Source organism: Dongshaea marina (genome assembly GCF_003072645.1).
GTDB lineage: Bacteria > Pseudomonadota > Gammaproteobacteria > Enterobacterales > Aeromonadaceae > Dongshaea > Dongshaea marina.
The window spans coordinates 3,602,442-3,614,512 of record NZ_CP028897.1; the positions used below are offsets into that span (position 1 = coordinate 3,602,442).

General features: G+C 49.6%; 12 protein-coding genes, 1 tRNA gene and 1 pseudogene. 4 read left to right on the forward strand and 10 right to left on the reverse strand.

Features of this window, described 5'->3' with window-relative positions; genetic code table 11:
• Window positions 1-194 precede the first annotated feature (194 nt).
• Window positions 195-695: a YfbU family protein gene (locus tag DB847_RS16860; RefSeq protein WP_108651750.1), complete on the forward strand. Its 501-nt coding sequence runs from the start codon at window positions 195-197 to the stop codon at window positions 693-695.
• 506 nt (window positions 696-1,201) lie between these two features.
• On the opposite strand, the pseudogene DB847_RS26720 reads toward DB847_RS16860, so the two are convergent.
• Window positions 1,202-2,433 (reverse strand): annotated as a pseudogene (locus DB847_RS26720) (FAD-dependent oxidoreductase).
• On the reverse strand, window positions 2,325-3,332 hold the full coding sequence (locus DB847_RS26725) for a 4Fe-4S dicluster domain-containing protein (protein WP_407644424.1): 1,008 nt from the start codon (window positions 3,330-3,332) through the stop codon (window positions 2,325-2,327). Before DB847_RS26725 ends, DB847_RS26720 begins: the two are co-directional and overlap by 109 nt.
• Window positions 3,333-3,469: 137 nt before the next feature.
• Between DB847_RS26725 and DB847_RS24485 the strand changes: the two genes are divergently transcribed.
• Complete coding sequence (locus DB847_RS24485) at window positions 3,470-3,835, forward strand: SpoIIAA family protein (protein ID WP_159084695.1); 366 nt, start codon at window positions 3,470-3,472, stop codon at window positions 3,833-3,835.
• Between the two features lie 37 nt (window positions 3,836-3,872).
• Here the strand turns inward: DB847_RS24485 and DB847_RS16875 are convergent, their stop codons facing one another.
• The gene (locus tag DB847_RS16875) at window positions 3,873-4,229 is read right to left on the reverse strand and encodes a hypothetical protein (RefSeq protein WP_159084696.1); all 357 of its coding nucleotides are present in this window, start codon (window positions 4,227-4,229) and stop codon (window positions 3,873-3,875) included.
• Between the two features lie 683 nt (window positions 4,230-4,912).
• Between DB847_RS16875 and DB847_RS16880 the strand changes: the two genes are divergently transcribed.
• Window positions 4,913-5,572 carry an outer membrane protein gene (locus DB847_RS16880; protein ID WP_159084697.1) on the forward strand — a complete coding sequence of 220 codons (660 nt, stop codon included), beginning with the start codon at window positions 4,913-4,915 and terminating at the stop codon, window positions 5,570-5,572.
• A gap of 120 nt (window positions 5,573-5,692) precedes the next feature.
• Window positions 5,693-6,337 (forward strand): outer membrane protein, encoded by a 645-nt coding sequence (locus DB847_RS16885; RefSeq protein ID WP_159084698.1) that lies wholly within the window; start codon window positions 5,693-5,695, stop codon window positions 6,335-6,337.
• Window positions 6,338-6,382: 45 nt separating this feature from the next.
• Here DB847_RS16885 and DB847_RS16890 read toward each other — a convergent pair whose 3' ends face one another.
• The 7 genes from DB847_RS16890 to gltX all read right to left on the reverse strand — a co-directional run bounded on the left by DB847_RS16890 (window position 6,383) and on the right by gltX (window position 11,970).
• Window positions 6,383-6,811, reverse strand: a complete 429-nt coding sequence (locus DB847_RS16890; protein WP_159084699.1) for a sensor histidine kinase — start codon at window positions 6,809-6,811, stop codon at window positions 6,383-6,385.
• Between the two features lie 11 nt (window positions 6,812-6,822).
• Complete coding sequence (locus DB847_RS16895) at window positions 6,823-7,692, reverse strand: histidine kinase dimerization/phospho-acceptor domain-containing protein (protein WP_159084700.1); 870 nt, start codon at window positions 7,690-7,692, stop codon at window positions 6,823-6,825.
• Window positions 7,693-7,699: 7 nt separating this feature from the next.
• Entirely contained in the window at window positions 7,700-8,401 is a 702-nt protein-coding gene (locus DB847_RS16900; RefSeq protein ID WP_108651756.1) for a response regulator, read from the reverse strand.
• A 136-nt stretch (window positions 8,402-8,537) separates the two neighbouring features.
• Window positions 8,538-8,705, reverse strand: a complete 168-nt coding sequence (locus DB847_RS16905; protein ID WP_108651757.1) for a DUF2061 domain-containing protein — start codon at window positions 8,703-8,705, stop codon at window positions 8,538-8,540.
• A gap of 274 nt (window positions 8,706-8,979) precedes the next feature.
• Window positions 8,980-9,055: transfer RNA gene (locus tag DB847_RS16910), tRNA-Ala, on the reverse strand.
• 207 nt (window positions 9,056-9,262) lie between these two features.
• Complete coding sequence (locus tag DB847_RS16915) at window positions 9,263-10,372, reverse strand: FUSC family protein (protein ID WP_108651758.1); 1,110 nt, start codon at window positions 10,370-10,372, stop codon at window positions 9,263-9,265.
• Window positions 10,373-10,551: 179 nt separating this feature from the next.
• Window positions 10,552-11,970, reverse strand: a complete 1,419-nt coding sequence (gene gltX / locus DB847_RS16920) for a glutamate--tRNA ligase (protein WP_108651759.1) — start codon at window positions 11,968-11,970, stop codon at window positions 10,552-10,554.
• Window positions 11,971-12,071 lie beyond the last annotated feature (101 nt).

Consider the following 12,071-nt stretch of genomic DNA (forward strand, 5'->3'; position numbering starts at 1 on the left):
TATCCTGTCCCTGTATGGTGACAACATCTGTCACGGCCCGGTGTGCAGCTTTTCCAAACACAGCGGCAATCTCTGCTTTTAGAGACATCTATGCTATATTTCTCTCACAACTTAGAAAACAGCCAGCAGTATCTCTTTTCTGGCATATCTCAGTACAATTTCGATAAAACCATGGTAGTTATAAGGCCTTTTCCATGAACATGACCCATGCACAACGACTCATTTTGAGTAACCAATACGAAATCATGATGAAGCTCGATCCCGAGCGCTCCAGCTACTACAAGCGCTGCCAAACGATCGTCAAGCGAGGCTATGAACTACAGATGCAGGAGCTGGAGCTGGAGTTTGGCCAGATCTCTGAGGAAACATGCCTGGAGGTGATCGATACCATGGAGATGCATCATGCCATGATGGTCTCTTATGAAAATATGTGTCAGGCCGATCAGGATGATCTGTCGGTTGAGCGCCTTAAGTTCATCGGTTACTGCCGACGTGACGAGCGTGAGCTGGCCGACTATTGCTGCTTCCTGCTGGATGTAGATAAGCGCTTCCCAACCCTGAAAATCTGCTGTAAAGATATGAACAGCGAGGTCGCACTGCGCGATAAATATCAGCGGATGCTGGCGGTGTGGAAAGAGTGTCCTCGCCAGTATAAGCTCTCCTTGCAAGAGCTGCGCAATATCCTCAATGCCTGATAACCAGCCCGAGCCGATGTTTCCGGTGTCGAGCAGACTCGAGAATATCGGCTCACTGGCGAATCACACCAATCATAGAAGAAGCGTGACTGAGGTTGTCTGTCACGCCAGGCAGCCAGCCCGAAGCCTCCTCCCTGCTCAGCGCCTTGCTACGCCCCTACCGCTGCTGTCGTTTGATTGAACGCAACAGCTCTGCATGCCCATCGCGGTGAATCGACTCAAAGATCGCAGGCGGCCATCATCTCCATCTTGTGATCCGAAAATTTACGAATATAGAGCCGACTCTCAAGAGTGCGTTGATTCTGATAGCACCTGAGACTGGTTTTTATAGAGCCCCTCCACTCAATTCATGGAGGGGATCCTAATGGGGTCCGGCGAAGAGCTTACCAGAGTGCTTTAAATCCCTGAAAAGTGACAATCCAATAAAGCCGCAGAGAGCCACGGATGCCGCGGCACTCAAAAAACCGGGCAGGCGACTCATAACGGGTTGCTTGTATTGGTGATCCTTACGCCGGTTCTGGCTGTCGCTCCAGCCCCAGTGATTCGATAATTCCCTCGGCCTCTTTACAGCCATCGGCCATAGCCGTGGCGGCTCGTTCAGTACCACGCACAATAGGCTCAGGCTGTAACTCCAGCCCCAATGACGCGATAATCCCCTCAGCCGCTTTACGACCGTCTGCCATCGCAGTGACAACCAGATCTGCACCCCGCACTATGTCGCCACCAGCAAAAATCTTCGGGTGGCTGGTTTGACAGGGGAAGCGATTATTTCGAGGTGATTCTATGAGTCCCCAGGGATTTAACTTCACTTTGGCTGCCTCCAGCCAGGGCATCGGATGCGCACTGAAACCAAAGGCGATAATCAGCGCATCGACTTGCAGAACGAATTCAGAGCCGGCAATCGCTTGTGGCCGACGGCGACCACTGTCATCGGGCTCACCAAGCTCAGTGCGGATGAGCTCAATACCGGCGATATGCCCCTTTTCATTGAGCTGGATCGCCCTTGGCTGCACATTGAATACAAATTGTGCTCCCTCTTCCCGGGCATTGCTCACCTCTTTTTTCGATCCTGGCATATTAGCCTCATCACGGCGATAGAGGCAGGTCACTTCATCCGCGCCCTGGCGCAATGCCGTCCGCAAGCAATCCATCGCTGTGTCCCCGCCCCGAGTACGGCAACTTTTTTGCCCGCAAGGTTCACATAGGGCTCTTCGGCCAGCTCAGCTAACCCCATCTCATGTTTGGTGTTGGCTATGAGATAAGGCAGCGCCTCATAAACTCCGGGGGCGTCTTCATGCTCCAGACCCGCTTTCATCGACTGGTAAGTCCCTGTACCTACAAATACAGCATTAAACTCATCCAGCAGCTGTTGCAATGAAACATCACGACCCACTTCGGTATTCAGGCGAAATTCAATACCCATCTCACTGAATAGCTCTCGACGGTTAATTAACACCTGTTTATCGAGTTTGAACGCAGGAATACCAAAGGTCAGCATGCCGCCAATCTCCGGGTGGCGATCAAAGACGACGGCTTTTACACCATTACGAGTCAGGATATCGGCACATCCCAACCCCGCCGGGCCTGCACCAATGATTGCAACCCGCTTGCCCGTTGCCGCCACATAGCTTAGATCTGGCTTCCACCCGTTTGCCAACGCCGTATCGTTGATATAACGCTCAACATGACCAATGGTGACCGAGCCATATTCTGCCTTAAGTGTACATGCCCCTCGCATAGGCGATCCTGCGGACAGATCCGACCGCAAACTTCAGGCAGTGAGCTGGTTTGATGAGACAGTTCAGCGGCTTCCTCGATACGGCCCTGTTTTGCTAACTCCAGTAACTTAGGGATGTCGTTATGTAGTGGACAGGTCCACTCACAAACGGCTCGATCACTACAGCGAAGACAGCGTTCGGCCTGGGACGATACCTGCTGTGAAGAAAAGGGCTGATAGGTTTCAACAAATGTGGTCTTGCGCAACTCTAAGGGTGACTTCGCAGCCTCCTGACGAGGTCGATGGGGCAATGAATCTAATAAGGGCGTCAGCCGATGAATATACGGCATTTTCGACTCAGCGGGTTCACCGGCAGTCCGCTGCTGCTTTTTTTGGCGCTGTTTATCAAGCAACTGCTCGTCCAACAAGTGTAACGCTCTGGTTGGACATGCCTGGATACAAGCTGGACCCTTCTCATGATCCTGGCACAGGTTACATTTGTGTGCCTGTGCCTTGCCATGACCAGAGGCTGTATCTTTTTTAGGGACCATTTGAATGGCACCAAAGGGGCATGCCTGTACACAGCGTTTGCAGCCTGTGCACTTTGCCTTATTCAGATAGATGCCATCACTCTTACGAGTGATAGCCCCAACAAGACAGACATTAAGGCAAGGTGCATCTTCACAATGACGACAGGTCGTCGCTGAGACGCGAGCCCCATCCGTGACAACATGAATGCAGGGATGGAATGCTTCTGCATCGTCAGGGTAACGCCCCCCATTGTGCGATAACACACAGGCAATCTCACAAGATCTGCAGCCAATACAATCATTCGCATTGGCAACCACAAACTGATTCATTACTTCTCCCACAGTCACTCGCAAAACGGTATGTGAGCCTTCGGCCCCTACCGCTCCCATCAAAAAACGCGCCTACCCTAGTAGTTCGCCAAAAATACTTTCTATTATTCTGTAACCGAGCTCACAAAGCCCAACCCCTTGTTATGTTATTCTGCCCGATCGGGAAGATGGAATGCTCAATACAAGGAAAGAAGACCATGCTACAGATCCTTTCGCAAACTGCAAATGATACTCTGGTCGTTCAAGCAAGCGATAAGCTCACCCACCAGGATTACCAAAACCTGTTTATCCCCAAGCTCAATGAACTGATCGAGCAGTATGGTGAGATCCGGCTGTTAATCCATCTCGATGAGAGCTTTGGAGGCTGGGAGATCGATGCGATGTGGGATGATGCCAAGTTTGGTGTGGCGCATCGTAACGATTTTAAAAAAATTGCGATTGTTGGTGGACCTAAGTGGCTGAAATGGGGAGCGAAAGTCTCGGCCCTGATGATCTCAGGAGAACTTCAAACATATCAGTCAGGTGAATTTGGTGATGCGCTGATGTGGGTCAAGCAAAGCTGAAATCAGGCTCCCGCCGTTATCGGCAGGAGCCTTGCTCTCAGGCACTGCAGCGAAAACTCATCTCGACCCGGTAGTTTTCCTGATCCTGGGTCTTCACCGCGAAGTCGGTCAGTTTCATAGCAATCCCGGTGAAGCCGCCCTCACCTGCCGCATCAAGCTTCTTCTCTCCGATATACTTTGATGTCTGGCCGGTAGATACAAAATCTGTATAGCCATGTTTCTTACAGGTGGTTTTCGCATCAGCCATCACAAAATTGTAGGCCTGCTTCTCAGTATTGGCCGAGGCGATCGCCTTAAAGGTACCGTTGTCTTGAGGCAGCACAGTTGAATGCAGTGTTGAACAACCAGTTAACACCACGGCACCAAGAGATAAAAGTATTAGTTTTGCTTTCATGGAATCACCCAGTCATATTGAATTAACTTATTAATGGATAATTTATTTCCACTGGCTTATGGGCCCTGAGAAGATAAATTAAACTTGCGAGTCATCAGTTGCAGCACATTATTTATTGCTAATTCAAACTTATGGTTACCTGGTTTAAACAGCTGAATGTAAGTTGAATGCGCTGTAAATTTTCCGCTAGATTAAACCAGGTTGAATGGAAGGTATGTATCAATTATATAGCTGTTATATGACAGTTTATGACAATCCCTTGAGCTGAATCCCACAGTTGAATCGCTCTGACCCGAAAAGATCTCTGCTTCTGTGCAGATAAGTAAAAGACTCAGCTGATAAAACAACCTGAGACCAGCCAGATCTACTAAATTTTTTAACCGCCTTATATTTTTATCACCCAAGCATCCTCTGTGGCAGCCCTTAAAACTGTCAACTACTGTCATAAATCTCAAACATAACCGCAACAGAAAGCCTCACTGGCCCTGACTAGAATGCACTCATCGGGAAAACAGGCTTACCATGCTCTGACACGCTATCGCAGGGATAGTTGCAGGACAGTCATAGTAAACGGAACGTTACATCTGCATGGCCGCTGAAATATTCAGCCCTTCCCGACAGGGAGCAGGGTGTCCCGGATGGGCCCCCAAGACTCAGGCTTAGATAATAATGAGGTCAGACAGATGAAAAAGACAATCGTCGCAGTTGCATTGGCAGGACTTTTTGCAAGCGGAGCCGCAATGGCAAAATCCGGTGCTTATATCGGGGGTAATCTTGGTATTGGAGGAATGGATACCTCCTCAATGAATACCTCTATTTATACATCTGATAGTTGGAATGTATTTTCAGATGATCTCCATGGTTTTTCCTGGAATATTCATACCGGATACCTTTTTGGTGAATCCAACTTCCAGTATGGTGCCGAGCTTGGCTACTCTCAATATGCCGATAATAAATACCGAGCAGCTAAAACATCGACTTCCGAGTGGGAGGAGTTTAAATATAGCGGCTATAATATTGACCTACTCGCGGTTGGTAAATATAACTTCAACAACGGATTTAACTTATTTGGTAAGGCTGGCATAGCGCGCACGACTCAAAAGCTTAAGTATTCAGATGATGATGGACAAAATAGCAAAGTCACAAAACATAAGGTTCTTCCAAAAATTGCCATGGGTGTAGGCTATGATCTGACTGAAAACTGGGAAATCAATGCTGAATACAGTCATATCTTTGGCTCCAAGCCAAATGCCATTGGTAGCGATGTTGACACTTTAAGTCAGCTAAATAATAAAGTTGCCTCTGTCAATATGCTGACCCTGGGTGTTAACTACAAGTTCTAATCCTGAGCCATCTACAAGGCCCGCTCAATTGGCGGGCTTCTGGAACATCTGGCTATGAGCCTGCCCTGCTGGCTATTTTTATCTTCGGGGTACAGGCTCACTCACAAGAAGGTGAAACAGATGAAAAAAACAATTATGGCCATTGGATTGGCTGGACTCTTTGCCAGTAGTGGTGCCATAGCAAAATCTGGTGCCTATATCGGGGGAAGCCTCGGATATGGCTCTATTGATACCCCACCCATGAATATCTCAAGCTATACCTTTTCAAATTACTTCGAAGACGATAAAGGTGGCACAGCCTGGGGAATTCATACTGGATACCTGTTCGGTGAGTCCGCATTTCAATACGGCGCGGAGCTGGGATACTCCCAATACGGCAAGAGCAAATATACAGCATCAACCCCGGTAAGCTCTCTGAACTATAAATATACGGGTTATAGCTTTGACCTTCTGGCTGTCACCAAATATAACTTCCAGAGTAACTTCAACCTGTTCGCTAAGGCTGGTGTCGCACGAGCAACACAAGAGCTAAAAGTAGCTCAAACAGCCAACTCTGATCAGAAGAACACCAAGCATGAGATCCTGCCTAAGATTGCCTTTGGCATTGGCTTTAATCTTACCGAAAGCTGGGAGCTGAATATTGAGTACAGCCACCTGTTTGGCTCTGATCCAGATGCTATCTCTAATGGAAAAACTATTAGCCAAATGAACAATGAGGTGGCGTCAGCTGACACACTGACCCTGGGTGTCAATTACAAGTTCTAAGGCTGCCATCTCTTAAAAAGCCCGCTGAATCATCAGCGGGCTTTTTTATGCTTCGATGCTTAAAATAAACCGAGCGCCCCCCGAGGGACTCTCGGCAATCTCGATCTCACCGCCATGTAGCTCGGCAATAAGCTGCACAATACTCAACCCCAGGCCAAACCCCTTGGCAGCTTGATCTGACTCCCGGCTGAGGCGGTAAAAGGGTTCAAACAGCTTGCTGCGCTCCTCTTCGGGAACCCCGGGTCCATCATCGTCGACCACAAACAGTAGCGCGTCCTCCTGCTGGACCACTTCAAGATTTACCTTGGCTGATGCGTACTTACAGGCGTTGGTCAGGAGGTTTTGAATCGCCACCGACATCAGACGCTGATCCAGCTCGGCATCTTCACAACTGCAGTTTAAGCCAAGCTCAAGACCAGGATATAGTACTTTCAGAGCCTCCAACTGCTGGGCCAGCCATACATCAAGGCTCACCTTTTGTGAATTCAGGCTGACTCCCCCCAATTCAACCGGCCATGCTCCATCAGGGTTGAGATCAGATCCTCAATATTCCTTAGATCACGCTCGATCCCGGTACGGTACTGAGCTCTCTTCTCATCGGTTGCTGCCTCATCCTGCATCGCCAGGCCAAAACGGATCCGGGCTATCGGGGTGCGCATCTCATGGGCCATCGCATTCGCCATCTTTTGCCTATCTTTAATCAGTCGCTCTAACTTGGAGGCCATGCTATTGAAAGAGCTACGCAGCAAGCCAAGGATGGAGCTACTGAGCTCACCACAGCGGGCCCCCATATCACCCGAAGAGAGACTTTCTGCGGTTTTTCTAAGGCGCATCAGGTCATACCAAAGTGGCCTGAGATAGAGGTAGGTCAAAGCCGCAAATACGGTTGCGGTAAATAGCAGCCAGACCAGGGCCAGCTCAATTCTGTCATTGAGCCAGTCCAACATATTAAAGCCCTTTACCGAGATGGGACCTATCTCAAGAACCCCCTGCTCAAGGCTGGGAACATATAACCTCTGACTGGCCCGGGAGAAGACGACCTCCCCGCTCGCAAGCTGCTCCTGTTCGGCCTGATCAAGCTCTGGTGGCGGAGCTCTTAACAGGTGAAACGGAAACCCATAAAGCTCCTCGAGCTTTTTCAACTCCCGGCTATTCGCTTCGGGGGTGGTATAGTTAATCGCCTGGCGGGCATGAGCAATCACCCCTGAAGAGAGCCGAACCACCTCTTCGTTGTCCTGCTGATTATAAAAATAACCCAGCAATATTCCGAATATGGTCGGGAGCAAGGTCACCAGAGCCATCAACAGCAGAAAGTGGGAGAGAAAGTGACGGACCCGCAAGCGATGCTTATCCATGACCATCTCAGTCAACCTCTTTAGAGAAGAGATACCCCTTATTACGCACCGTCTTGATCCGAACCGGTGAATCTGCACTATCCCCTAAACTACGGCGCAAGCGGGAGATCCTGGCATCTATGGTGCGATCTAACCCATCAAAACCCACGCCTCTGAGCTTATTCATCAACTGATCACGACTCAGGATATCTCCTGCATGGGTTGCCAAAAGCCACAACAGATCAAACTCGGCGGTCGTGAGCTCAATTTTCTTATCTGAAACCGTTACCAGGCGGGTAGTCCGGTTGATCCTCAAAGTGCCAAAATCAAGCAGTTCTGGCTCATCGGAAGGTTGTGCTGATGTTGATTGATGGCGTCGCAACAGGGCTCTGACCCTGGCCAATAGCACCCTGGGCTCGACAGGTTTAGCGACGTAATCATCCGCCCCAAGCTCCAGCCCCAGGATCTGATCTACATCTTCACTGCAAGCCGTCATCATCATGATCGGCGCATGAAAGCTGCCCCGGATCTCTTTGCAGATCTCAAGGCCACTCTTCCCCGGAAGCATCACATCCAGAATAATTAGATCAGGCTGTAATTCCGCAATAGCCTCAACGGCTGTATCCCCGCGAAGATGGGGGGTGACCTGATAGTCATGGCCTATCAAGTATTCACAGATCAATTGAGATAAGTGGGTATCATCCTCAACCAGCAAGATCTTAGCCAGCATCGCCTCTCCTATGAATCGTTGACTACCAGTGGTGAATCATCTGGCTCCGTTCAATAATAGCCTTATTATCAACAAATTCACGGCGCATTGCATCCCCTGAGATAGAGTCATCTCCCTGAGGCTTCATGATGACAACTCAGGAGAGCCGGGCCCATACTTTCTCGTGGAAAAAATAACCAACCGTGTTGACAGCAGGCTCCACCAGAGCGACCAAACCGCCAATGATCATGTCTCCTGTCAGCAACCAGGCCACCGAAAAGGCAATAGAAAAATGCATCACGGCAAAAGTCATCGTCTTTTTCATCTCTCTCTCCTATCACAAACATCAAACGATATTGATAATTATTATCATTTAGAGTGTAGCCGTTTGTTTTCAAAAAGAGAAGAAACTTTGAACATTGGATCTTAGCTGAAGCTAACTCTGAATAGCTGGACCTCAGATCCTCAGCCTCATCGGTGGATAAACCACAGAGCTACAGCACAGGTCTGAAACTTAAACCATTCGAGTATTCATTCAGGAGCTTAATGGATAAACGGACCGGGCCGGTCGTACTATTTTCAGGAATCAGGAAGAGAATTGGTGGAGCTAGACGGGATCGAACCGTCGACCTCTTGCATGCCATGCAAGCGCTCTCCCAGCTGAGCTATAGCCCCACGTGCTTTTGAAATATCTTTCATCGGAAAGCGAGGCGAATATTAAGAGATGGGGCTTGGGGTGTCAACTGAAATAGGGCGCTTTTTGTTGAAAGCTGGTTTGACTGCTGAGAGTTTGAGCAAGGCGTTTAATTTCAAAGCGATCATGCTTAATTTTGGAGCTGCCTTGTTCCAACACGCCTCTCTCAGTGAATAATCCCTTCACTCCTATTTGAGATCCACCCCGGCCTTTCCAAGGGCATCCTCATGAGTCACCGACTTTTCGACCTGCTCTAGAGGTTCATCCTGTGGGTAGTCACGCTTGGGCAGCAGCTGATAGAGCCGGTTCAACTGCTCACTGAGGTGACGATTGAGCCAGATATAGCCAAACGGGCTGAGAACATGCTCATTTTCGTCGCTCTTTCTTAGCTGTTTCACCAGACTCAGGTGATCAAATTGAAAGTCCTGGGAAGAAACCACTCCATGCTGGTAAATCTGCTGATACAGAAGATCCATTTTGCCCACCAGCTCCTTCTTCTGACGGCGCAGCTGGTGCAGAAATACGATACAGCGATGACCTTTTTCAGAGAATACCCGGGTTTTTTGAATCAACTCCAGAGTGCTCAGGATCCGTCGCTGCTCTGCAATCACCGCATTCCCATTGGGACTATAGATAGAGTGCTCTCTGCGCAGAGGAGCCTGCAGCCCTCGCATGATATTGAGCCGCTCCTTAACGCCTCCTAACAGCTTTTCAATGTGCGACTCCCGAAGCGGCATATCGGTTACCTGTGCCTTGTAAAAGATCATGAAGTCCCGCAGATTTTCAGCCAACAGATAGCGCCAGTGATCATGAGCCCTGTGGGCGAACACCCCGGAAAAAACCAAAGCGATCACATCGCCGATAATCACATTGGTGGTACGCCAGATTGCCGGCTGTAGATCCACGACTCCCGCACCCGTCACTATCACCAGGGTCAGGCCGACGATCAAAGCTGCGTAGGAGTTTCTTCCCAGGGCGTAATAGCTGCTCGCTCCAACCCAGGCCACAATCCAGATCATAAAGAGCCAGAAGGGAAATCCTGGGATCAGCATGGGAAACAGTCCGGCAAGGGCTCCCAGTATGGTTCCCATAAAGCGCTGTTTGGCTCTCCCCTTGATCCCTCCCACATGAGAGACAGGCCCCATCACCACCACTATGGTCACCATCATCCATACCCCATGAGGGATCTGGGTAAGATGAATCAGCAACAAAGCAAAAATCATTGCAAGACAGATCCGGCCTGAATGCCAAAACCTGTGGTAACGACAGATGATCTCGGGGGAGATGAAAGGACGCATTAAGCAAAAACTCAATAAAAAGAGGCAGTAATCATGGATTTTAGCAGTAGAGGTAGGGCTGTCAATCGGGGTTTAAGCAGGGGCAAATGCTCTAAAAGCAGCACTAAAGTGAAAATTTTAAATAAAAACAATAAAAAGGAGGGAAACGCGAGCCACTACTCATGGCTCGCCAGACTATATTATGCCGAAGCTTCGCGCTCGGTAATAAACTGCAAAGCCCTATCGATTCGGGACAGAGCTTTCTCCCGACCCAGCAGCTCGATCACTGCATCAATAGAGGGAGACTGACCGGCTCCGGTCACGGCAACCCGCAGTGGCATTCCCACTTTGCCCATACCAAGCTCAAGCTCAGATGCTGTATCCTGGATCACCTGATGAATATTGGCAGTTTCCCAGCAGGCAACTTCTGATAACTTGCTACGAATCAACTCAAGGGGTTGACGAGCAACCGGACGCAGATGCTTCTTGGCCGCCGTAGCATCGAACGCCTCATACTCTTCATAGAGATATCGAGATTGCGCCGCCAGCTCTTTGAGGGTATTACAACGCTCGGCATATAAGCCTATGATGTTCTCCAGTGCTGGCCCCTGACTTGGATCGATCTTCTGATCCTCAAAGTGCCACTTTAGAGCATCCGCTACATAGGCGGGATCCATGGTGCGCATGTAGTGGTTATTGAGCCACAACAGCTTGTCAGAATTAAAGGCCGAAGCGGACTTGTTAATCGCATCCAGTGAGAATTTCTCGATCATCTCAGGAATAGAGAAGATCTCCTGATCGCCTGATGACCAGCCCAGGCGCACCAGATAGTTCAGCAAGGCTTCGGGAAGAAAACCATCATCCCGATACTGCATGACGCTGACCGCACCATGACGCTTGGAAAGCTTGGCGCCGTCATCACCCAGGATCATCGACACATGAGCAAACTCAGGAACCGGAGCTCCAAGAGCCTTATAGATATTAATCTGACGTGGGGTGTTGTTGATATGGTCCTCACCACGCACCACGTGAGTGATCTCCATATCCCAGTCATCAACAACCACGCAGAAGTTATAGGTCGGTGCCCCGTCGGTACGACGAATAATCAGATCATCCAGTTCACTATTGGCGATCTCAATATGCCCGCGAACATGATCATCAAAAATTACACTCCCCTGCTGAGGGTTACGAAAACGGATCACGTGTGGAGCATCTGCAGAGTGTTCACTGCAGTCATTGTCACGGCAGTGTCCATCGTAGCGGGGCTTCTCACCAGCAGCCATCTGCTGCTCGCGCAACGCCTCAAGGCGCTCTTTAGAGCAGTAGCAACGGTAAGCCTTATCCTCGGCGATGAGTTGATCGATCAACTGGTTGTAACGATCAAAGCGCTTGGTCTGGTAAAAGGGACCCTCATCCCAGCCTAATCCCAGCCACTCCATTCCCTGCAAAATGGCATCGATCGCGGGCTGAGTGGAACGCTCCAGATCTGTATCTTCGATACGCAGAACAAAATCACCCTGCATATGCTTGGCATATAACCAGGAGTACAGCGCGGTTCGCGCTCCACCAACATGAAGGTAACCGGTTGGACTCGGCGCAAAACGTGTTTTGACTTTCATAGTAACGCCCTAGAAAAGTGAGACTGAGGCTCCCCGCGCCACCGCGCGAAGGACAGATTGAGCGCTATTGTAAAAAACCCTCCGCCTTTGTGCCAGCTCCG

Coding starts and splice junctions, on each gene's coding strand:
- DB847_RS16860 (WP_108651750.1), top strand. CDS start 195: ATGAACATGACCCATGCACAACGACTCATTTTGAGTAACCAATACGAA.
- DB847_RS26725 (WP_407644424.1), bottom strand. CDS start 3,332: ATGGGAGCGGTAGGGGCCGAAGGCTCACATACCGTTTTGCGAGTGACT.
- DB847_RS24485 (WP_159084695.1), top strand. CDS start 3,470: ATGCTACAGATCCTTTCGCAAACTGCAAATGATACTCTGGTCGTTCAA.
- DB847_RS16875 (WP_159084696.1), bottom strand. CDS start 4,229: ATGAAAGCAAAACTAATACTTTTATCTCTTGGTGCCGTGGTGTTAACT.
- DB847_RS16880 (WP_159084697.1), top strand. CDS start 4,913: ATGAAAAAGACAATCGTCGCAGTTGCATTGGCAGGACTTTTTGCAAGC.
- DB847_RS16885 (WP_159084698.1), top strand. CDS start 5,693: ATGAAAAAAACAATTATGGCCATTGGATTGGCTGGACTCTTTGCCAGT.
- DB847_RS16895 (WP_159084700.1), bottom strand. CDS start 7,692: ATGGATAAGCATCGCTTGCGGGTCCGTCACTTTCTCTCCCACTTTCTG.
- DB847_RS16900 (WP_108651756.1), bottom strand. CDS start 8,401: ATGCTGGCTAAGATCTTGCTGGTTGAGGATGATACCCACTTATCTCAA.
- DB847_RS16905 (WP_108651757.1), bottom strand. CDS start 8,705: ATGAAAAAGACGATGACTTTTGCCGTGATGCATTTTTCTATTGCCTTT.
- DB847_RS16915 (WP_108651758.1), bottom strand. CDS start 10,372: ATGCGTCCTTTCATCTCCCCCGAGATCATCTGTCGTTACCACAGGTTT.
- gltX (WP_108651759.1), bottom strand. CDS start 11,970: ATGAAAGTCAAAACACGTTTTGCGCCGAGTCCAACCGGTTACCTTCAT.